Annotated in this window: 25 protein-coding genes; 12 read left to right on the top strand and 13 right to left on the bottom strand. The window is 48.6% G+C overall.

The features are described 5' to 3' along the window. Positions 1-10 precede the first annotated feature (10 nt). Both NYE37_RS12170 and NYE37_RS12165 read right to left on the bottom strand, forming a co-directional pair. Positions 11-379 carry a PqqD family protein gene (locus tag NYE37_RS12170; RefSeq protein WP_231564576.1) on the bottom strand — a complete coding sequence of 123 codons (369 nt, stop codon included), beginning with the start codon at positions 377-379 and terminating at the stop codon, positions 11-13. Next, positions 379-2,298 (bottom strand): OPT family oligopeptide transporter, encoded by a 1,920-nt coding sequence (locus NYE37_RS12165; protein ID WP_428843392.1) that lies wholly within the window; start codon positions 2,296-2,298, stop codon positions 379-381. Before NYE37_RS12165 ends, NYE37_RS12170 begins: the two co-directional genes overlap by 1 nt. Before the next feature lie 325 nt (positions 2,299-2,623). Between NYE37_RS12165 and NYE37_RS12160 the strand changes: the two genes are divergently transcribed. The 3 genes from NYE37_RS12160 (at position 2,624) to NYE37_RS12150 (ending at position 6,281) form a co-directional block, all read left to right on the top strand. Further along, the gene (locus NYE37_RS12160; protein WP_049719666.1) at positions 2,624-4,021 is read left to right on the top strand and encodes an FAD-binding oxidoreductase; all 1,398 of its coding nucleotides are present in this window, start codon (positions 2,624-2,626) and stop codon (positions 4,019-4,021) included. A 2-nt stretch (positions 4,022-4,023) separates the two neighbouring features. Further along, the gene (locus NYE37_RS12155) at positions 4,024-5,364 is read left to right on the top strand and encodes a (Fe-S)-binding protein (protein WP_049719665.1); all 1,341 of its coding nucleotides are present in this window, start codon (positions 4,024-4,026) and stop codon (positions 5,362-5,364) included. Positions 5,365-5,522: 158 nt separating this feature from the next. Next, positions 5,523-6,281: a DUF6022 family protein gene (locus tag NYE37_RS12150; RefSeq protein WP_049719664.1), complete on the top strand. Its 759-nt coding sequence runs from the start codon at positions 5,523-5,525 to the stop codon at positions 6,279-6,281. A 20-nt stretch (positions 6,282-6,301) separates the two neighbouring features. Here NYE37_RS12150 and NYE37_RS12145 read toward each other — a convergent pair whose 3' ends face one another. Both NYE37_RS12145 and NYE37_RS12140 read right to left on the bottom strand, forming a co-directional pair. Further along, a complete protein-coding gene (locus NYE37_RS12145) occupies positions 6,302-7,483 on the bottom strand; it encodes a phosphotransferase (RefSeq protein WP_049719663.1) in 1,182 nt (393 codons plus the stop codon). A 56-nt stretch (positions 7,484-7,539) separates the two neighbouring features. After that, entirely contained in the window at positions 7,540-8,319 is a 780-nt protein-coding gene (locus NYE37_RS12140) for an SDR family oxidoreductase (RefSeq protein ID WP_037994140.1), read from the bottom strand. An 89-nt stretch (positions 8,320-8,408) separates the two neighbouring features. Between NYE37_RS12140 and NYE37_RS12135 the strand changes: the two genes are divergently transcribed. After that, positions 8,409-8,921 (top strand): phosphatidylglycerophosphatase A family protein, encoded by a 513-nt coding sequence (locus tag NYE37_RS12135; RefSeq protein WP_037994138.1) that lies wholly within the window; start codon positions 8,409-8,411, stop codon positions 8,919-8,921. A 52-nt stretch (positions 8,922-8,973) separates the two neighbouring features. Here the strand turns inward: NYE37_RS12135 and NYE37_RS12130 are convergent, their stop codons facing one another. The 5 genes from NYE37_RS12130 to NYE37_RS12110 form a co-directional block, all read right to left on the bottom strand. After that, complete coding sequence (locus NYE37_RS12130) at positions 8,974-9,939, bottom strand: MBL fold metallo-hydrolase (protein ID WP_049719662.1); 966 nt, start codon at positions 9,937-9,939, stop codon at positions 8,974-8,976. Between the two features lie 19 nt (positions 9,940-9,958). Further along, positions 9,959-10,723, bottom strand: coding sequence for a TIGR01457 family HAD-type hydrolase (locus NYE37_RS12125; RefSeq protein WP_049719661.1), 765 nt, complete (start codon positions 10,721-10,723; stop codon positions 9,959-9,961). Next, positions 10,720-11,451 (bottom strand): class I SAM-dependent methyltransferase, encoded by a 732-nt coding sequence (locus NYE37_RS12120; RefSeq protein ID WP_049719660.1) that lies wholly within the window; start codon positions 11,449-11,451, stop codon positions 10,720-10,722. The genes NYE37_RS12125 and NYE37_RS12120 overlap by 4 nt, the downstream gene beginning before the upstream one ends. A gap of 122 nt (positions 11,452-11,573) precedes the next feature. Next, positions 11,574-12,203, bottom strand: a complete 630-nt coding sequence (locus NYE37_RS12115; RefSeq protein WP_049719659.1) for a helix-turn-helix transcriptional regulator — start codon at positions 12,201-12,203, stop codon at positions 11,574-11,576. A gap of 32 nt (positions 12,204-12,235) precedes the next feature. Continuing rightward, complete coding sequence (locus NYE37_RS12110; RefSeq protein ID WP_037994135.1) at positions 12,236-12,652, bottom strand: DUF86 domain-containing protein; 417 nt, start codon at positions 12,650-12,652, stop codon at positions 12,236-12,238. A 143-nt stretch (positions 12,653-12,795) separates the two neighbouring features. On the opposite strand from NYE37_RS12110, the gene NYE37_RS12105 reads away from it, so the two are divergent. From NYE37_RS12105 to NYE37_RS12085, 5 genes are all read left to right on the top strand, one after another. Then, the gene (locus NYE37_RS12105; RefSeq protein WP_049719658.1) at positions 12,796-13,032 is read left to right on the top strand and encodes a spore coat protein; all 237 of its coding nucleotides are present in this window, start codon (positions 12,796-12,798) and stop codon (positions 13,030-13,032) included. A 15-nt stretch (positions 13,033-13,047) separates the two neighbouring features. Then, positions 13,048-13,386, top strand: a complete 339-nt coding sequence (locus tag NYE37_RS12100) for a spore coat protein (protein WP_340712064.1) — start codon at positions 13,048-13,050, stop codon at positions 13,384-13,386. Between the two features lie 157 nt (positions 13,387-13,543). Continuing rightward, on the top strand, positions 13,544-14,158 hold the full coding sequence (locus NYE37_RS12095; protein WP_037994131.1) for a MerR family transcriptional regulator: 615 nt from the start codon (positions 13,544-13,546) through the stop codon (positions 14,156-14,158). A 52-nt stretch (positions 14,159-14,210) separates the two neighbouring features. Beyond that, entirely contained in the window at positions 14,211-14,483 is a 273-nt protein-coding gene (locus NYE37_RS12090) for a DUF3055 domain-containing protein (protein WP_082813455.1), read from the top strand. Between the two features lie 55 nt (positions 14,484-14,538). Continuing rightward, positions 14,539-14,790: a hypothetical protein gene (locus NYE37_RS12085; RefSeq protein ID WP_037994129.1), complete on the top strand. Its 252-nt coding sequence runs from the start codon at positions 14,539-14,541 to the stop codon at positions 14,788-14,790. 57 nt (positions 14,791-14,847) lie between these two features. Here the strand turns inward: NYE37_RS12085 and NYE37_RS12080 are convergent, their stop codons facing one another. Beyond that, positions 14,848-15,141: a YutD family protein gene (locus NYE37_RS12080; protein ID WP_037994127.1), complete on the bottom strand. Its 294-nt coding sequence runs from the start codon at positions 15,139-15,141 to the stop codon at positions 14,848-14,850. A gap of 128 nt (positions 15,142-15,269) precedes the next feature. On the opposite strand from NYE37_RS12080, the gene NYE37_RS12075 reads away from it, so the two are divergent. Then, complete coding sequence (locus tag NYE37_RS12075; protein ID WP_037994126.1) at positions 15,270-15,947, top strand: YhcN/YlaJ family sporulation lipoprotein; 678 nt, start codon at positions 15,270-15,272, stop codon at positions 15,945-15,947. A gap of 45 nt (positions 15,948-15,992) precedes the next feature. Here the strand turns inward: NYE37_RS12075 and lipA are convergent, their stop codons facing one another. From lipA to NYE37_RS12060, 3 genes are all read right to left on the bottom strand, one after another. Continuing rightward, complete coding sequence (gene lipA, locus NYE37_RS12070) at positions 15,993-16,895, bottom strand: lipoyl synthase (protein WP_049719656.1); 903 nt, start codon at positions 16,893-16,895, stop codon at positions 15,993-15,995. 241 nt (positions 16,896-17,136) lie between these two features. Further along, complete coding sequence (locus NYE37_RS12065; RefSeq protein WP_049719655.1) at positions 17,137-18,177, bottom strand: FecCD family ABC transporter permease; 1,041 nt, start codon at positions 18,175-18,177, stop codon at positions 17,137-17,139. After that, entirely contained in the window at positions 18,174-19,187 is a 1,014-nt protein-coding gene (locus NYE37_RS12060) for a FecCD family ABC transporter permease (protein WP_049719718.1), read from the bottom strand. The genes NYE37_RS12065 and NYE37_RS12060 overlap by 4 nt, the downstream gene beginning before the upstream one ends. Before the next feature lie 205 nt (positions 19,188-19,392). Here NYE37_RS12060 and NYE37_RS12055 point away from each other — a divergent pair, with 205 nt between their 5' ends. Together NYE37_RS12055 and NYE37_RS12050 are read left to right on the top strand one after the other, a co-directional pair. After that, positions 19,393-20,367: an ABC transporter substrate-binding protein gene (locus tag NYE37_RS12055; protein WP_049719654.1), complete on the top strand. Its 975-nt coding sequence runs from the start codon at positions 19,393-19,395 to the stop codon at positions 20,365-20,367. Between the two features lie 93 nt (positions 20,368-20,460). After that, positions 20,461-21,516, top strand: a complete 1,056-nt coding sequence (locus NYE37_RS12050) for a M23 family metallopeptidase (protein WP_049719653.1) — start codon at positions 20,461-20,463, stop codon at positions 21,514-21,516. Positions 21,517-21,564: the final 48 nt, after the last annotated feature.

Here is a 21,564-nt window from a genome sequence, read left to right as displayed (position 1 = left end):
CTGTTGAAAATCAACAGCCTTTTTTTTCGCCTGATTTTTCCAAACGGATCCATCCGTTTTCTTCCATCATTTGCAAAAACGTCGCAAGCCTGGGCAAAACCGGCTCTGCCTTTTCCCCGAATTCCGATTCCAGTTTTTTCTGTATTTCATCCACGGTATGGCGCCCGTCACACAGCCGGATCACAAAGCTTCCCAGTTCATCCAGTTTCACCTTGATGGCTTCCGGCTGTTTCAAAAAACGGATGGAAAAGCGTTCAATCCAGCTGGTCCGGGGGATCACCACAAAAACCAGCTCTTTGTCTTCCCTTGCCGGCTGCAAAGAAAGATGCGGCTTTAAACACGGGATTAATTCCAGCAGATTTTCTCTTTTCTTCTTCATCATTTGGCAGAAGAAGAAGATCCTTTTACATTTTTATTGGCAAATTTCACAGCGACAAATCCCAACAAGCCGACCAATGCAAGGAAAAGAAGCAATGGCAAGAGCTGGCTTTCCACTTTAAACGGAGCTTCCGGATCGATGATTCCCGGCACGATGAGCAAGGCAACGACAACGCTGAGCAACGCTTCCCCGGCAATCAAACCGGAAGCAAAGAGCGTTCCTGCTTCTTCGCGCCCTTGTTTTTCAGCTTCGGTTTTGCTGAACCGGGTCGTAAGCCAGCGGACAATACCTCCGACCATGATCGGCGCACTGATGGAAATCGGCAGATAAAATCCGACAGCCACCGTCAAGGAATTGATCCCCAAAAATTCAATCGTAATCGCCAGCGCCGCCCCCATTATGATGAGTTCCCAAGGCAAGTTTCCTTGCATCAGCCCCTCAACAATGATCTTCATTAACATGGCTTTGGGAGCCGGCAATGCTTCGCTTCCGATTTCATACGCCTGATCAAAGAGGTACAAAACGTATCCGATCAACAAACCGCTGGCCAGCACCCCGACCATCATGGCAATTTGTTGTTTCCACGGAGTTGCTCCCACCAGATAACCCGTTTTTAAGTCTTGGGAAATATCCCCCGCGACGGCAATGGCCACACAAACGATGGCTGCGGAGGTCAGTGAGACAATCATCCCCGTTTGACCGGTAAAGCCAATCGCCTTAAAAATTAAGGTGGTGATCAGCAAGGTGGCAATGGTCATGCCGGACACAGGCATGGATGAACTTCCGACAATCCCGACGATCCGGGAAGCAACCGCCACAAACAAGAACCCAAACAAGGCGATGCAAATCGCACCGATGATTCCGACTTTCGTCACCGGCACAAAAGCAATGATCAATATCAGCAAAATCGAACCGCCCAAAATATAATGCATCGGCAGATCCTTGTCGGTTCTTTCGATTTGCAAGGCCGCATTGTGATCTTGCTTCAACAAACCTTGCAGCGTATCACGTACGGAAGTGAACAATATGGGCAAGGTTTTCACCAACGTGATCAAACCGCCCATGGCCACCGCACCAGCCCCGATATATGTGATGTAACTGGAATAGATCGCGGAAGCATCCATTCCTCCCACTGGATCTTCCGACGGGAAAAAGACCGCAGGACTTCCTTGTGTAAAAAAGGAGATCATCGGAATGAAAACGACGGAAGCCAGAAGCCCTCCGGCAATCATTTGTCCCGCGATGCGCGGACCAATGATATATCCCACCCCAAGCAAGGCGGGCATGGTACTCATGCCGAGCACTGCATTTTTATAGCCAATGATTTGTGTTTCCACCGAAGTTTTAAACCATCTTAAACCATCTCCCAATGCTTTGAACAAGCCGCCGACAATAAACCCGGACAAAATCAGCTTGGCATTGGTTCCGCCGGTTTCGCCCGATTTTAAAACCTCTGCACATGCAGTTCCTTCCGGATACGGCAGCACTTCATGCTCGTTGACGATCAACAAACGGCGCAAAGGAACCATCATCAAAACACCGAGCAATCCACCGGTCACAACGATAAAAGCAATCATGGCCTGGCTTGGACTCAAATCCCACAAGTAAAGAGCCGGCAGGGTAAAAATCGCACCGGCCGCCACCGCTTCCCCGGCCGTGGTCATTGTTTGCACAATATTATTTTCCAAAATGGATTTTCTGCGGAACAACCCGCGCAAAATGGCCATTGAAATCACAGCTGCAGGAATGGAAGCAGAAACGGTCAATCCGATTTTCAGCCCCAAATAAGCGTTGGCCGCACCAAAAACAATGGCCAGCAAAATTCCGAGAATCATTGCGACAACCGTTAATTCCGGCAATGACTTGGACGCTGGAATATAAGGGACAAACTTTTGTTTGTTTTTTGACACTTTTTTCACCGCCTTTGATGTGTATCATTTTGACAAATTAAGTAAATTGACATGACCTAGTTCATAATAACATGGAAACCAAAATATATTAAATGTTTTTTATCGAAAAATAAAATTATTACTGTTACATCAACTGCCAATTCACTGCCCATTCCTATCCTCTCTGAAAAAACGGCATTTATCCATGTCGTTGTTTTTAGAAAAATTAAATTTATTAAATATTTTATATTATCACAACAATGGAGGTGGATACAAGCAAAACAAAGATTGTGGTAGCATAAAGATAAATCTTCTGCTACAGCCTTTTCATTTAGTATGGATGGGAAGTGAAAAGATGTCATTGGATCCTCAAATCATCCGTGAACTTGAAAAAATTGTGGGGCAACCATACTGCCGGACGGATCAGGAAGCCCGTCTCACCCATTCCTATGACGCCACACCGCTGTTTCAAGCCTTTCCTCATGCCGTTGTTTATCCGCAAAGCACAGAAGAAGTCCAAGCCGTCATGAAAGTGGCAAACCGATACCAAATCCCCGTAATTTCCCGCGGTTCCGGAACCAATCTCAGTGCTTCCGCCGTACCGGTCAATGGCGGTATTGTCATGGTTTTCAACCGAATGAACAGCATCCTGGAAATCGACACCCAAAACTTAACGGCCACGGTGCAGCCCGGCGTGATCACCCGGGACTTGCATGAAGCTGTTTCAGCCCACTCGCTTTTCTATCCGCCGGATCCCGGAAGCATGTCCATTTCCACCATCGGCGGCAACATTGCCCAGGGCGCCGGCGGATTGAGAGGATTAAAATACGGAACCACCAAAGATTACGTGCTCGGCCTTGAAGCCGTGCTCGCCAACGGGGAAGTCATCCGGACGGGAGGAAAACTGGCCAAAGATGTTTCCGGCTATGATGTCACCAAGCTTATGGTCGGCTCCGAAGGAACCCTTGCCATCATCACCGAGGCAACGTTGAAATTACTTCCCCAACCGGCTTTCCAACAAACCATGGTCGCCTATTTCCCTGAGCTTGATCTGGCTGCGGAAGCCGTTTCCAACATCATTTCCTCCCGGATCATTCCTTGCACTTTGGAATTTATGGATCAGGGCACGATGGAAGTGGTGGAAGCCTTCACCAACATCGGGCTGCCGACGGATCAAAAAGCCATGTTAATTTTGGAACAAGACGGCCCGCCGGAAGTGGTGGAACGAGATCTGGAGCAAATGGCTGAAATCTGCCGACGGCTTCAAGCCACCAAGATTGAAATCGCCCGTACACAAAAAGAAAGGGAATCGCTGTTGGAAGCACGCCGGACAGCCCTTTCCGCCCTGGCCCGTTCCACCCCCACCACCATTTTGGAGGATGCCACGGTTCCGCGCGCTTCGATTCCGGAAATGGTTCGCAAAATTACCGAGATATCGAAAAAATACAATATACGCATTTGTACGTTCGGCCATGCAGGAGACGGCAACCTGCACCCGACATGCATGACAGATGCCCGCAACAAAGAAGAAATCGGGCGGGTTAAAAAAGCATTTGACGAAATTTTTGAAACGGCTTTAAAACTGGGTGGCACCATCACCGGGGAACACGGTGTCGGAATAGCCAAAGCCCCTTATATGGAAAAACAGTGGGGAAAAGCGGGCATGGAGTTATTAAAACGCATCAAAGAGGCATTTGACCCTCATCATCTCCTGAATCCGGGGAAAATTTTGCTGCCATCCGAGGAGGAGTGATCATGGACAAATGGAACGAATCGCTTGCCAAACAGTTGCAAAACACGTTGGATGAAGACCAACTGACCCAATGCATGCGTTGCGGCTTTTGTCTCCCGGCTTGCCCCACTTACCGGGAAACCGGGTTTGAGGGAGCCTCTCCCCGGGGAAGAATCGCCTTGATGAAAGCGGTTTATGACGGTCAAATCAAGCCGGACCAAAACTTCATCAACCAAATCGACCTTTGTTTGGGTTGCCGTGCCTGCGAGCCGGCCTGCCCCGCCGGGGTTCCCTACGGGCAACTGTTGGAACAAACACGCGCGGCCATCCATCAAGAACGGCCGGGCAGCAAAAAAAGCCACATCCTGCAACAAATTTTGTTGCGGGATGTGATTTCGCATCCCCGCCGCTTAAAAGCGTTGGGTTCCCTGCTCCGTCTGTATCAGCGGTCCGGCATGCCCAAATGGATCAACAAGGTGCCTCTTTATCGCCTGTTGCCGGAGCCGGTCCGGGAAATGGAACGGATCCTGCCGGACGTGGAATCCCCCGCATTTTCCCCGGGAACCCGGGTATATCCTTCTTCCGGCAAAAAATCCGGACGGGTCGGTCTGTTTCTAGGTTGCGTCATGGATGTCCTCTTCAACCGGACCCATCGAAACACCATCCGGCTGTTGACGTCGGCGGGCTATGAAGTCGTAGTTCCTGGTGGTCAAAATTGTTGCGGCGCATTGCATGCCCATGCCGGGGACCGGGAGCAAGCCATCCGGCTGGCCAAACAAAACATCCAGGCTTTTGCCGGTGCAAAGGTGGATTTCATTTGCTCCAATGCAGGCGGATGCGGGGCCATGCTTGCCGAATATGCCGAGCTTTTCAAAGAAGAACCAAATTGGCGTGAACAAGCCCTCGAATTTCAGCGCAAAGTGAAAGATATCAGCGAACTGATTCTGGAACAAGCGGACTCCGGTTTGATCACCTTCTCCGCCGACCGGCACCAACGGATCACTTATCAGGATTCATGCCATTTAATCAACGGCATGCGGGTTTTTGCGCCGAGAACGTTGTTAAAGCAAGTCAAAAACACCACGTTTGTTGAATTGAAAGAAGCCAACCGGTGTTGCGGATCTGCCGGCATCTACAATTTATTGCAGACGGAAATGGCCAACCGTTTGTTGGACGAAAAAATGAATCATGTTAAAAACACGCAGGCAGATCTGTTGATCACCAGCAATCCGGGATGTTTTCTGCAAATGGCGTTGGGAGTGAAAAGGGCCGGATTGCAAAAACAAATCAAAGTCATGCACCTCGCTGACTTTCTGGCCTCCACCCTGCAACCCGGTGCAAAGAAACAAAAACATCCATCTTGATGAATTTGAAATGAAAATCTATGATTTGAATAAAAGCATTGGAACAGGTTACAATGCCACAAAACAATTCGTCGCCGCAAGAAAATCGTTGAGTGGTTTAAACGGAAAGATCACCGGGGTTTGAAAGCCCGGTTGTTCTTTCTTATCCGAGGGGAAGGATGATCCAAAAGAAGACTTGGAACGAATTTTTCAAACCGGATCAAGCGATCACCATCCAGGGGATCGCCAAATATTTTAATCACGTGATCCAAGAACAATGGGAAGTGATTTTGAAAGAATATCGCGAAGAATGGAACCGGAAATTTTATGAAATCGGGGAACAGGTGTACGGATTGTATCTGGGCAAGGTGTTAAACCCCGTGTTTCGTGAACTCTCGGAGGCTGGCTTTGTCACCAAACCAGGCTTTATTCTCCCCAACTCCATCGAACACTGGGGTCCGCCGGAAGAGCGGGAAAGATGCATGTGGTGTGTGGTGAAGGATCAAAACGGAACCCCATTGGGAACCTTGGTCCTCCGGGTGTTCCACTCCCATGTCCGATTTAACGTTCCTCATGCTCCGGATGTGTTCAGTCTGGAGGAAACAGAAAGAGAAGCGATCCAGAATGCCATCTGCAACGCTTCGGTCCGCCTGAACCAAAAAATACCGCGGGGTTTGGCAAGAGCAAAAAAACGACGGGTGGGAATACAGTGTGGAAACCGGCCTCGGCGATTACCTGAATGCCGGGCGCGGGGAAGTGTAAGTATCCTACCTGGACCATGCCCTCGCCTCCTGGGGAAGAAACGGCTGGGAACTGGTGTCTGTTGTTCCCCACGGAAATCGTTTGCTCGCTTTTTTCAAACGTCCGGTTCAAAAACAAAGCTGACTGCCAAAACGGGTCATCATTGGAATCCAGTCCAATGGATGACCCGTTTTTGACTTGAATGCCTGTTTTTCTCCTAGGAATATGGATCATTGGAAAATGAATCCTCTTCCCAATCGTTGTCATTTTCCCGGTAATGATCCCCTCCTTCCGGCACCGGATCCTCTTTTTTATGAATCCAATCAATTTCCGGAAAAGATGCGTGAAAATGGTCACGCGCAAGTTGTGCATAGCACTTCAGCAAATTCGCCTTTTTTTGTTCGGTTTGAATGGCCTGATGCACCAACCGGACGGTAAAATCCCCCGGTTTTTTTTCATTCAGATAGACATTCCGCAGATGGCGGACCAATTGTCCGGGAAAAAGCAACCGGGCATAAATCAAAGCATAATCGGCGTCGGTCAATTCCGATGCCTCCTGATAACCGCTCAGGATAATTTTGATCACTTCCGGGCTTTGGGTTCGTCCATAGGCATACATTAACCAGTCAGCGAGATCAGCCGCACGAACGTCGGCAACCATTTCATTCCAATCAATGAGCGCAAAAGCCCCATCCGGCTGGATTAACAGATTTCGCCTGTGCCAGCGTCCATGGCTGATGTTCCCGAACTTTTCCGTTTCCAGGCATAACCGGTCAAGCCCCGTTTTCACCGAATATTTCAACAAATTTTTCATCAAGCCCAGCGAATAATGGGAAACTTTCCGCCAGATTTCATCCAGTTCCGTGGGAACCGCTGTCCATCGGGCCGCCAAATGGAAAATTTCCATTTCTTTATACACTTGCAACCACCAATCGCCCCATTTCCCAATCCGGTTCCACGGATCGGGCATTTTCCGGGTTTCAAACCCGGCGGTTGCCAAATGAAAAGAAGCCATTCCCCTGGATAGTTGCCGCCACTCCTCCGCCTTGTTCAGTTGCGGAGTCTCTCCTTCCAGCCACGGGAGGAGAACATACGGATACCGGTAACCATCAAAAAAAATTTTTTTTCGTTTCGTCCGGACCGGATTTGGCATTCTAAACGACAGCCCTTTCTCCATCGACAAGAAATCAGCCAGTCGGGCAATCTGCTGCCAGCGGTCTTTTTCCCTCATCCGAACCCGTTTCAATACAAAAAAACCTTGGTCGGTTCCCAGCTTTAACACGCCTCCGACCGGTTCCACCGATACCAAGTCAAGTCCGTAATGATAGCGGATCCAGTCATCCAGCCGTTCTTCCCCGGTTAAGAAGGCCCACTCCTCTTTGTTTTTCAATACAGGCATTGATCCCTCACCTCTCATCCACCATGATATGTGCGGAGGCAAGGGATGGTTCCCTGTCACGCTTCGCGCTTGGAAGTCGGATGAATGACATCCAACCCGCCCGTCACTTGCAGGATGTTTCCCGTCACAAAATCGGATTTGTCTTCAAGCAAAAATTGAATCAACCGGGTCACATCCTCCCCCGAACCGGGGCGTCCACGCGGCGTTTCCCCGTCATCCAGCGCTTTGACCTCATCGATCCACATTTCTTTCCGTTCCTTGACGATATCCCCCGGACAAATCATGTTGACCGTGATTCCGTACGGCGCTTCTTCCACCGCCAAGGTTTTGGCAAAGGAAACCAATCCGGTTTTCGCCGCGGCATATACCGAGCGGTCCGGCCAGGCCGGGGCCTCCATCGCCCTGCCAAATCCAAAAAACAAAATCCTTCCCCACTTTTGCCTGCGCATCACCGGGATCACTGAATGCGCCATCCACATGGCACTTAACAAATTCCCTTCCACCATTTCCTCGATCTCGGCGGGTGTATGTTCAATAAACCATTTTCGTTCCCGAATAAACGGGCCGACCGCATGAATCAAAGCGTCAATCCGCCCGTACCGTTCCATGGTCTCTAAAACTACCTGACGGGCCGTTTCCCGACAGCGGAGATCTCCGACACTGATTTCGATCTCCGTCCCTTGGCGGGCCAGTTGATCCGCCCATTCATCCACTTCTTTTCTCCGGCGCCGGCAATTCACCATTAAAGACCATTGGTCCTGACTCAAAACCACGGCGGCCATTTTTCCCAAACCACCGGATCCTCCTGTTATCAATGCCACTTTCTTGTGACTCATTCCTGAAGGGACTCCTTCCTTTATCAAACTCATATTTCGATCGGTTACGGAAAAAATAATGTTCACGAGCTCCTGAAAGGAGAGATAGCATGGATCAAGAAGCATTTTCACCGGTTGCTGATGAAAAATGTTACCAAGCCACACTGGATTGGATTCAAAAACGGGGCGTCCGCCTTGAAGAGATTGCAGAACTCACTTTTTTCCTGCAGAAGGACTATATCCCGGATTTGACCATGGAGAAATGTCTTGAAAGCGTCCGTCACGTCCTCACCAAAAGAGAAGTCCAAAATGCAGTGATGACTGGCATTCAACTGGATATGCTCGCTGAAAAAAAACAGATTGAAGAACCTTTACTGAGTATCATCAACAATGATGAAGGATTATACGGAATCGACGAAATTTTATCCGTTGCCATTTTAAACGTTTACGGGAGCATCGGACTGACCAATTACGGTTACATCGACCGGATCAAACCCGGTGTGCTTGCCCGGTTAAACAATCATGACAGCAAACAAACGCACACCTTTTTGGACGATCTCGTGGGGGCCATTGCCGCTTCCGCATCCGCAAGAATCGCACACAGCCGCAGCTTTGGTCTGTAACGGAAAAGGCATGGAGCAAGGGGTGTTCTCCCATCGCTCCGTGCCTTTTTTCTCATTTCACAAAATAACGGTATTGGTCTTCGAACCACTCGCGGCAAATCTCTCCGTTGATTTTCAAGTATTCCAAATGAGCCAATGTTTCTGCCAAGGCAAACCGCAAATTGTGAATGTTCAAGTTGGTCCCGAACAAATCCCTGCACAGATCATACGCGGTGCAACGCCCATATGTTTTCAGCTTGTTCTTGATGGAAGCCAACCGTTTTTCATGATGGTCGATCAATGCGTCAATCCGCTCCCGGTAATGGGTAAACGATGATCCGTGGGCCGGAAACACCCGTTTCACCGGCAAGCTTTTCATTTTTCCCAGAGTTTGCAGATAAACTTGCAAGGGATTCGGGTGGCAAGCCGGCCATAAACTGATATTGGGAGTAATCTTCGGCAACAAGAAATCCCCGCCGATGAGAAATTCGCGTTCGGGATCATAGAAACTCAGATGACCGTCCGCATGGCCGGGGGTATGGAAGATGACATATTCACGGTCCCCCAGTCGAATCGTTTCCCCGGCCTCAATAAATTCCGGTTCGGGGTGAGGCTCCACCCATGGGTAAAAACTTTGCATATGGCCGGGAATTTGCGCGGTCCGTTCCGGCGTCAGCCCGTGTTTCGCGTAAAAATCAGCCAACTGCCCCGGCATGTTGCTTTCCCGGGAAAAGAAAAGCTGTGCCTGTTCAAAGTCGGTTTTGGACATATACACCGGAGCTTTCGTTTTTTGTTGCAACAGTCCGGCCAAACCGTAATGATCCGGATGATAATGGGTCAGGACAATCTTTTCCACATCCGCCCAAGACCAGTTCCCTTCTTTTTGTGCCTGCTCCCACCGGGCCAAATCCGCTTCGTCATGAAGGCCGGTGTCCACAATGGTGTATCCCGTCTTTCCTTTGATCAAATAAGCGTTAATGATCTTTAAAGCAAACGGCAAAGGAAGCGGTACTTCGATGATGTCCTCCCACTGTTTCATGAGGTTGTCTCCTCTCTCTTCATTTCATCCAGCTTGTCAAGCGATCCACCGCATAAGTAGCCTGAATCTCCGAACGTTTTGCCATTTCCGGGGTCGTGATTCCCGTGTAAACCAAAAGCGTATCCATCCCGCCGCGGACTCCTGCCAAAATATCGGTTTGCAAATTATCGCCGACCACAAGCACTTCGTCTTTCCGACAACCCAGTTTTTCAAGGGCGTAACGCATGATCACCGGTTCCGGTTTTCCGATAAAACGAGGTTCCACCCCCGCCGCCGCGGCGATGCCCATTGCCAGCGACCCGGATCCCGGCCAAAAACCTTCTTCAGTGGGCAAAGCCCGATCCGCATTGGTCCCGATCAATTCGGCTCCGGCCTGGATGCCCAAAAAAGCTTTTTTCATTTTTTCGTAGGTGAAATCGCGATCCAATCCCACCACCACTGCATCGGGATGGTCGTCGGTCACCACAAACCCGGCTTGTGTGATCGCTTGGTGAAGCCCTTCTTCCCCGACAATATAAACTGACTTCACATCCTCTTTTTCCTCCAGATAGCGGGCACAGGCCAACGATGAGGTATAAACCTGCTCCGCTTCTGCCGGAAAACCAAAGCGGTGCAACTTTTCAGCCACCTGTTCCGGCGAACGCGTCGAATTATTGGTCAAAAAAAGATAAGGAATTTGATCCTCATCAAGCCGTTTCACAAATTCCAAGGCTCCTGGTATCACTTGGTCACCGCGGTACAAGGTTCCATCCAGATCGATTAAGTATCCTTTGTATTGATTCATTTTTTCACACAACCTGTCACAATCATTCTTTTTCCTTCAGGAGAATAAGGTTCCCCGTCAAAATCCGAATAGACTTGCTTATGTTTTAAAGAGTATTTTTCCAACATGGAGATCAATTGTTCATAATCGTACATTTTGACCCGTTCCTGATAGGTGCGTTTTCCACGTTCATCGCTCAATTCGATCGACTTGCAGACAAAATCGCCTTCAATCCACCGTTTTTCCTTGGTCCATCGTCCGTCGACCTGCCGCCGGCTTTCCGGAACCAGGTTTTTCTCCACCGATGCCCGGTTTAAAAAATCAATCAAAAAGCGGCCACCCGGTTTCAACACCCTGGCAATTTCCGACAAAACCCGCTCATTGTCCGCGTCTTCTTTAAAATACCCGAACGAGGTGAACAAATTGAGCACCACGTCAAAAGACCCGTCAACAAAAGGCAGCATCCGCATATCCGCCCGGATAAACGGAATCGCCAGGTCTGCCGATTGTTCCAAGGCCTTTTTCAACAAAACCTCAGACAAATCAAGCCCGGCCACTTGATAACCCATTTTTTTCAGCGATATACTGTGGCGGCCCATTCCGCAGCACAGATCCAAAATCAAATCATCCCGGTTCAAATCCAGCCATTTGGCGGCTTGTTCTACCTCCTTGGATGCATCCTGCTGATTCCGGTGTTTATATACGATGAGATAGTCTTCTCCAAAACTTTCTTCATACCATTGCGGCATGGATTTCCCTCCTGCTTGTTTAAAAGGAACTATTCTCCTTGTAAATTGTATCACAAGTACCAGAAACTTCGAAAAAGAAAACGACACGCAACCCTCGTGCCGTTTTGAAAGTTTCCCTGTTTTCATTCCTTCCGCTCACGAATCACATAGACACAATTTTGTCCGCCCATCGCTTTGCATTCTTTCTGTTCCACCTTGGCATCCAACAGCTTGCAAAACCAATTCATTTCACATTGGCATGCCTGATTGTAAACACTGGCCACTTGTGAAATGGGACAATTGCATTCAACAAACCGGTAAACCCCTTCCCCTTCTTTTTCCCATTTCACCATGTATCCTTTTTCGTCCTGAAGTTCAGCCAGCCGTCTCACCTTTTCGTCCAAGCTCTTTCCTTGAAAATCAGACAAGTGTTCTTTCAGGAGGCGCTTCTCCCGGTTTTTGAAGACGGATTGGATCATCTCCTCTCCGTAATTCTCTTCCAAATCCTTCAGGATCTCCATCGCAAACCCGGCATACATTTTTGGAAAGTACTGCTCGGAACGTTCCGTGAGAAAGTATTGGTTGCTCGGTCTCCCCATGGACTTTCGAAGCAGTTGTGGCACAATCAATTGATCCCGCTCCAATTGGTTCATGTGCCGGCGGACCGCCATTTCCGTAACCCCCAACCGCTCGGCGATTTCGCTGACGGTCAAGCCTCCTTCGGTCTTGAGCATCGTCATGATCTGCATTCGTGTCGATCCGGTTTCATTCATTGCTTCCACCCCCTCCCCGCCATATGGTTTCTTTATAATTCTCTTTTCAGATAATCCTGTACTTGCACGCGGAACTCACGGTAAAGGCCGCTGTCTTTGAGAAACGGCTTCAGCTCGTCCAAGTCGACCTCAGTATAATACCGGACCAAGCGGTCCCGCAAATGGACATGTTCCTTTACCCGGTTGCCCACTTTTGAATCAATCACTTTTTCATCCAACAAAATGTCGACAATGTCCAGATATCCTCCGGGATCCCGCATGATAAACCCGTCAATCATGGCCGTTCCCACATCAATCATGCATTCCACGGCCAAGTGCAAAGCCCGCTCCAACGCAAAGCGGTCTTCTGTGTTTGAAGGCCCTTCTCCCAACCGTTCCAACACGATGGCGCATTGCTCCAAATGTTCCAACTGTTTTTCAATCCGCTCCACATCCACATCGTAAACCATGATTTTTCCCCTCTTTCTGCCGGTTTCCAACCGCGATAAATGTATCCTTCAAACAAAAATTATAAGGGAAGCCTGTTCAAGAATAAATGAAAACGATCCAACAAAGATTAATAGTAAATTTCCTGTAAAGGAGGATCCGTGTGATGCAGATCTCCACCAAAGATCTTTCGTACTTGAGCGATGAAATGTCCTGGGAACTTCTGGCGATGAAAAAATGTAATCACTTCGCCCAAGAGTGCCAGGATGAACAAGTTCGCCAACTGCTTCACCAAGTTGGCCAAATGCATCAAAATCACTACGAAATGCTTTTGAATCAATTACAACAAGCCACAGGACCGACCGGAGCGCCCGGCGCCGGAAATCCGTCGGTCACACAATAAGGGAGGGAATGATTAATGCAATCCACACCCCAACAAAACATGGGACCTCAGCAGTCAACCGGATTGCCGCAAGTGAAAAGTCCGGAGTTGAATGACCGGGACCGGATCAATGATATCCTGGCCACGGAAAAATATTTGGCATACGGTTACAACACAGCCTGCCATGAAGCAAGCCATGAAGGATTGTTTCAATTACAGATGCAGTGTTTGTCGGATGTCCAAAAAGCCAGCCGCGAACTGTTCAATCTGATGCATCAGAAAGGATGGTACAAACTCGAAGCGGCACAACCTGATAAAATCAGCCAGAAATTCCAGCAATTCAGCAACTACCGTACACAATTCCCCTATTCCTGAAGGATAAACCTCTCCTGCTTCCAGAAGCGGAGAGGTTTTTTCTGTCCGTTGAACAAGGAAATTGTCAGCAAATGACTTCCTTTGTCAGAAGGAAGGAATTTATTTACAGGTCTCGAAATCGTTAACAAATATACAGCGAAAAAAGGAGGATTCGGTTATGGCAGAGTCACACATGACCACCAAAGAAGCCGCTGAACAACTGCAAGTCCACGCCCGCACCATCCGGAAATGGATTGATACTTTTGAAGAATATATTCAACCCGATATCAACGAACGGGGGCATTATCTGTTATCCAAAGAAAGCTTTCAACGCCTGTCCCACATTAAAAGCCGGCTGCAAGAACCGCACCGTTCCATGAAACAAGTCAAAGAGGAATTGATCCAGGAAGGGAAAATGAGCCCTTATCCCGCTTCCCCCTCCCAGGAGTTCATGGAAGAGACGGAAAGATGCTTGCAAGACATGATGGATATGATGGATGGCATGACCGATTTATTGGAAGAGATGACGAACCGGATCAATCATATCGAAAAGCATATGATGAACTTGTTTAATTCCCTGGATGAAATGCAACATAAACTGTTGTCCGTCCAATATGAATCCGCCTCTTCCAACGAAGTTCACCAAATGTTCGATGAAATCCGGAAAAAACAGGATCAATTGCGAATGGAGCTGCGCAATGTGACCTTCACTCAACGGCTGACAGCGGCAACTGGGGAACAGGGACTATTGCCCAGGCGGCAGAAAAAAGCCCGTTTTTTCGGACTCTTATAATGGATCCTTTTCATGTATAATGGGGTCAAACGACGACAAAGGAGCAAAAAAGATGGAAAATCAGGACCTCATGGTTTTATATGATGAAAAGGAAAACACCCGTACCCGTTTTGTCAGTTTTGCCGGGAACACCAACCGGTTTGACCTTGCCATTACCTTTACGGATCGTTTCTACGGCAAACTTTTGGTTTTGGATCTCCAATCCAACCGGTTTGCCATTATCGGCCCGGACGACGTGGATGAGCCGGGTTATCTGGAAGAAGTGTATCAATTGAAAGAAGACGAAGCGGATGAATTACGGCAATTTTTGCATACCCTTGTTTAAAACGTATAACCTTCCTTTGGTTCACACAACTTAATCCCAAAGGGAGGAACTGTGCATGAAAAAAAAGCAGAATTTCCGGGAACTGAAAACGGTGGAATCACAACAAAACGAGCTTGTTCCGGAAGAATTTCCCGAAGGACCTTACGGGGCGGCTGTCAGCGGCAAGCCGGGAAAATCATCTCCCTGGCGGCCCACACAACACGCTTCTCCCCGTTTTACATATGAAATGCGGGAGTTTCATGAGGGGTTGCAACGGCATTTTCCAGGCAGCCATCCGACCCACGATGATCCCGATGATCATGAATAAACCCGCTTTCCATCGCAAACCGGCCCGCCGCTTGAGTCACGACGGGCCGGTTTGTCGTTAACTTTTTGCTTTTGGATTCACTTTTTTCAACACAAAATAGGCACAGCCAAAATTGCAAAATTCATTGAGATATTCCTCCAAATAACTGATTTTGGTATCAGCCGTGGCACGTGACCGGTGATCGGCAAAAAATCCTTTTAACCGCAGTTGTCCGTACCCCCAATCCCCGACAATATAATCGTATTTGTCCAGAATTTCGCTAAAACGGCGTTTAAACGCTTCCGGATCCCATCCTTCCCGATGGTTGGTCAATAACTCATACTCATGGCCATGTATATAAATTCGCTCCATAACGACCTACCTTTTCCATTACAAATCTCTACTTATATGTTACCATATCCCTCCTATTTTCCGGAAAAATTTAGCCCGTTATGACCGCCTCCTTTTGGGCAGTTTATAAAACAAAAGGAGGGAATGGCATGAAACGATGGATCGTCTTTTTACTCTCTGGCCTCTTTGTTTTTTCCCTGACCGCTTGTTCCCCTGACAACCGGGGAGAAAACGAAGGAAATCAGGGAATGGAAAATCAAAGTTATGAAGAACCTCTTTACCGTGAACAAAACAATGACACACGCATCGGCAGAACGAGCAACGATTCAATCAACGGGAACGAAGAAGCACGCGGCGGGGGACAAAACGAAATCGGATATTTCAAATACAACCCTCAAAATTATGACGAAAAAAGCGCGGGAAAAACCAATGTGTTTGTGGATCGTCCTTTGCTGGCAAGACATATCGCGGAAATGGTGACCAACCTGCCCAATGTCAAAGACGCGACCGCACTGGTCACGGATGACCGCGTGTTCATCGGCGTGAACACAAAGAACGGGAAAGTCGACCCGAAGACCGTCAAAGAAGCGAAACGTACGGCCGAAAGCTTAACCCCCCGTTATTACCGGGTTCATGTGACCAGCGACAAAAATCTGAATGAGAAAATCACCAACATCGGGATGCGGATGTCCACCAATAACGATGTGGAAGGTGTCCGGGGAGATTTGGAAGATCTGTTGCGTCGATTGGGAGACGACACCCCTCCGGACGTCAACGAACAAATCGAACCCAACGGACGCCGGGATATCAACCCGCTGGAAAAATAAACAAAAGCAGTGTCATCCCGTAAGGACGGCACTGCTTTTGTTGATTCAAGCCATTTTTTCTTCACTTTGTTTTGCAGACCGGACTTGTTCATGCGCATGATAAGAGCTGCGCACCAGCGGACCGGATTCGACGTGGGAAAAGCCCATTTCCAACCCGATCTCTTTCCATTTTTCAAATTCCTCCGGAGTGTAATACCGTTCGATTTTCAAGTGCTTTTTCGTCGGTTGCAAATATTGGCCAATGGTGACAATGTCCACTTGGTGATCGCGAAGATCCTGCATCGCTTCCACCACTTCTTCAAAGGTTTCCCCCACTCCGACCATGAGGCTGGATTTGGTGGGAACATCCGGTTGCATTTCTTTGGCCCGCTTCAATAATTCCAAGGAACGGTCGTATTTTGCTTTGGAACGGACCCGGTCGGAACGGCGGCGAACCGTTTCAATATTGTGATTCAAAATATCGGGTTTTGCATCCATCACGACTTTTAAGGCATCCCAATTCCCTTGGAAATCAGGGATCAGTACTTCCACACTGGTAAATGGATTCCGTTTGCGGATGGCTTTGATGGTTGCGGCAAAAATGGCAGCCCCGCCATCTTTCAAGTCATCCCTGGCCACGGATGTGACAACGGCATGACGAACACCCATCTGTTCAACCGCTTCCGCCACACGTTGCGGTTCGGCCCAGTCCAGTTCGGTTGGGAGCCCGGTTTTCACGGCGCAGAAACGGCAGGCCCGGGTGCAGATATCCCCCAAAATCATGAAAGTCGCGGTTCGGTTTGCCCAACATTCATAAATGTTCGGGCAACGCGCTTCTTCACAAACCGTATGCAGGGTTTTTCCCCGCATCATCTTTTTTAATTCGCGGAAATTTTCATTGGTGGTTAAACGCACTTTCAGCCATTCAGGTTTCCGCTGCCGGGTTTTTGCTTTGTTATCGCTTGCCACTTGAATCCCTCCACAATCAAAATCGACACCAAACCGCCCTTCCCAGCCTTGCAAAAAATTTCACAAAGTACAAGAGGGAACAGCCGGATCGTTTCCATTTTCACCATTGCAAAAAAATGTTTTTTCCACAAGTGTTTTTATCATTTTCACTTAAAATGGCAAAATCGATGTTCCTTTATACTATAACGCAAAAAATCATTTTTGCATAATCAAAAGACCAGCCGTGCATCAAGCTGGTCTTTCATTGGTGCTGACGGATCAAAAGATAAATGAAATAAGGGGCGCCGATCACGGCGGTAAACACGCCTGCCGGGATCTCCGCCGGCGCCATGACGGTCCGGCCGATCATATCGGCCACCATGACAAAAACGGCCCCCAACAATCCGGACAGAGGCAACATCGCCCCATACGAAGCCCCCACTAACCGCCGGGCCAAATGCGGCGCAATCAAGCCCACAAAACTGATTCCCCCGGCAAACGCCACTCCCGATCCGGCCAGACCGGTACTCAACAACAAGAACCCGATCCGTATCCGGTCACTGTTTCCCCCGAGCCCTTTGACCACTTCTTCTCCCAACTGCCCGCCGTTCAGATGGCGGGAAAACAGCAAGGCGACCGAAATCAAAATTAAAAGCCAGGGCCACAAGACCGCCACTTGGTCCCAATTGCTCCCGTAAACTGTTCCGGTGATCCACATTTTGGACTGGCTGGCATGGAAAACGGGTCCAAACAAAATAATGAGATTGGTCAATGCCTGGGTTGCCGTATAAAAGCCGATTCCCATCAGGACCAAACGAAGCGGGGAAACCCCCCGGTTCCATGAAAGAAAATAAATAAGCGCTCCAACCACGGAAGCCCCGATGAAAGCGGCAAACGGAACCCAAAATAAATGAATGGACAATGTACTGGACCAGTCGCTGAAAAAAGTGATCACGCCAACCGCACCCACGGAAGCACCGCCGGTCACCCCGATAATATCCGGAGAAGCCAAAGGGTTTCGGATCACCGCCTGCAAGATCGCTCCGGACAGGGCCAGTGCCGCCCCGGACATCATGGCGATCAAGATCCTTGGAAATCTCAGCGTCAGAATGACAAAAGCATTTTCCCCCCGGCCGAAGAAAGCCTGAATCACGTCCTGCAAAGAAACCGGGGTTTCCCCGATCATCAACCCGGCAGTGAAAATCAACCCCGTCAGCACGGCAAACAAACTGATGATCCACACCGCTTTTTTGTCCATCATGACGGAGAACCGGCTGCAACGCACGGAAAAATAACGCTTCATCCCCGCACCCTCCCTTTTCGTCTGGCCAAATAGATAAAGAACGGCGTTCCGATCAATGCCGTCATCACGCCGACCGGAATGGGCTGTTGCTGCATGATCAGCCGCCCCAGTATGTCTGCAATTAAAAGCAAGTTGGCACCGTACACCAAACAATAAGGAAAGAGCCAGCGATGATCATTCCCGACCAGCACACGAACCAAATGCGGCACAATCAGCCCGACAAAAACAACCGGACCGGCAACGGCTACCGATCCGCCCGCTGAAAATGCAATCATGACCACACCCAAAAGCTTGATGATTCCGACATTCATCCCCAGTCCTCTGGCCACATCATCCCCCATCATGAGCACATTAAAAGCCCGTGCCAAACAAAGCGCCATCACCGCGCCGGCCAAAAGAAACGGAAAAACCGGAATCGCCAAATCCAAACTCCGGCCTTCCACCGATCCGACCAGCCAAAACAACAATTCTTCCAAACTTCTTTCATTCATGGTCAAAAATCCTTGTGTAAGCGATGAAAAAAGCGCCATCACCGCAGCGCCGGCCAAGGTCAACTTCACCGGCGTCATTCCGTCCCGGCCGGCCGATCCCAATATATACACGATGAAAATGGCAAACGCGGCCCCGGCAAAACCCATCACCATCAAAGTGGACATCACAGTGACGGAAAATAATGACACCGCCAAAACAATAAACAAACCCGCTCCCTGGTTCACGCCTAACGTTGAAGGCGAGGCCAGCGGATTCCGGGTCAAAGCCTGCATCACCGCACCGGCAACAGCCAAACTGGCTCCCACTGCCACGGCAATGATCGTCCTGGGTACCCGGGTTGTCCGGACGATCAAATGTTCATTGGTGTTTTGAAAGTCAGTAAAGGATTCAATCACCGTTTCAAACGGGACCGGTGTCACCCCGACACTGATACTTGCCACACTGAGGAAACCGGCCAAAAATATTCCCAAAATCAGTCCCGTCCATTTCCATCCCTTGGTTGAAAAAATTTCGTCCATGCCCGTCCCCTTTCTGTCCAACCCTTTTCCCCCGGTAAACACGCATTTTTTCTTTTAAAAATCAATTTAAGTCTATGTGATCCGCTAAAAAGTGTCAACGATTTTGAAAATCATTATCAAATAGATTTGACAAGATTGTTACATTTCCCTATAGTAAAAATGCACGATAAATGATAATCATTTTCAATTAGAAAGGAGTCAAAACATGTCCCGTTGGATCAAAAACGGAATCCTCTTTTGCTTGCTTCTGTCTCTCATTGCCACCGGATGCACCAACTCCTCCACCACCACAGAAAATAACTCACCCACCCGGTCGATTGAGCATGCCATGGGAACCACTCAAGTTCCTGAGCATCCCAAACGAATCGTGGTGCTGACTAATGAAGGTTTGGAAGCCCTGTTGTCAATCGGGATCAAACCCGTGGGTGCGGTTCAAGGGTTTACCCCGGACGGGGGTCTGTGGTATGACCACCTGGAGCCGGAAATGTCCAGTGTAAAATCCGTGGGGACGGAACTTCAGCCCAATCTGGAAACCATTGCCGGTTTAAAACCCGATTTAATTATCGGCAACAAAGTGCGACAGGAAAAAGTGTATAACCAGTTGAGTGCCATTGCGCCCACCGTATTCGCCGAAGATCTCACCGGGGATTGGAAAGAAAATTTCAAGCTGTACGCCAAAACCGTGGGACAGGAAAAGAAGGCGGAAGAAGTCTTGGACGAGTATCACAAAAAGGTGGAAGCCGTACGGAAAAATGCCGGAGATTTAATCAATAAAGAAGTATCCGTTGTCCGATTTGTAGCTGGAAACACCCGTCTTTATCAATTGGACAGTTTTTCGGGAGTCATTTTAAAAGATATTGGCTTTAAACGTCCGGAAATCCAAAACAAAAACGATTTCGCCGCCGTGATCACCAAAGAACAAATTCCTCAGGCAGACGGGGATATTCTTTTCTACTTTACTTATAACTATGGGGATCCCCAAGGTGATGCTCAAGAAAAAGAATTCACTTCCGATCCGCTTTGGAAAAACTTGAAAGCCGTAAAAAACAATATGGTTTTTAAAGTGGATGATGTGATTTGGAACACTGCGGGAGGAGCCAAAGCCGCTTTCTTGATGCTGGATCAGTTAAATCAGCACATCAATGAAATCAAACAAAGAAAGTCTACTGCATCCGAATAAACAGCCTGCCACCGGGCTGTTTTTTCTGTGCATAATTTTTCCCGGGCCGTGCAAACTATTCTTATCATTCACTTAAGACACATGGTGATTCACATGATGAAACAGTTGATCACACTCGCACTCTTTCTTGCGTTTCTCTTTCCTTTCCCGTCTGCCGTCGCCACCGGCCGGAATCAAACGGATCAAGAGGAACTTCTGCATCTGTTTGAAGCCATGGAATCCGTATCCGGAGTCCCTTGGTATTATCTGGCGGCGGTCAACCAGTATGAAAAAAACATCCGGCAAAACCGGAACCAAGCCAAAGATGACAAAGCAAAAAGCAACGACCGGAAATTATTGTCCATTCAAATTCCGCAAGAACGTTGGGCCGGGAAACTGAATCCGGATCCGGATGACAACATTCCGGAGTCGATTTCATTTTTTCAAGGCATCGGCCGGGACGGAAACGGCGACCGTCTGGCAGATCGACAGAATGATATCGACGTCCTGTATTCCGTCGCTCTCTACCTGTCCGAAAACGGAGTGGAAGAAGACCAGATCCGAACCAGATTATGGGACTATTACCAACATCCCGTGGCAGTGGATGTGATCACCCATATTGCGAAAATTTATCAAAAATTCGACCGATTGGATTTGGAAGAAAAAAAATTTCCGATTCCGATCCAATATAATTACACATACCATGATACCTGGGGCGACCGCCGCGGTTGGGGCGGGTTGCGCATTCATGAAGGGACGGATATTTTTGCCGGTTACGGAACTCCCGTATTAAGCACCTGCTACGGCTATGTGGAATTGATCGGTTGGAACCGCTATGGCGGTTGGCGGATCGGAATTCGCGACATCCATAACAATTATCACTATTTCGCCCATCTGAACCATTTTCGCAAAGGGCTGAAAAAAGGGGATATCGTCCGCCCCGGAGACTTGATCGGAACGGTGGGCTCTTCCGGATACGGCCCTCCGGGAACCTCCGGTAAGTTCCCTCCGCATTTGCATTATGGCATCTACCGTTTTAACGGGGAAAACACATACTCGTTTGACCCCTATCCCCAACTGAAAAAATGGGAACGGGAAGCTTACAAACTAAAAAAGCAAAAAAAGAAAAAATCCGCTACGTTCAAAAACACCTGGAAATGGATTGATTGAGGAATGAATGGAAAAAGCATGGTGTGTTTTATACACCATGCTTAAAAA

It is taken from the genome of Thermoactinomyces sp. FSL K6-2592 (assembly GCF_038006465.1).
In the GTDB taxonomy this organism is placed as follows: Bacteria; Bacillota; Bacilli; order Thermoactinomycetales; family Thermoactinomycetaceae; genus Thermoactinomyces; species Thermoactinomyces vulgaris.
Note: the sequence above shows the minus strand (reverse complement) of the source record. Positions and strands in the feature narration are given on the sequence as shown.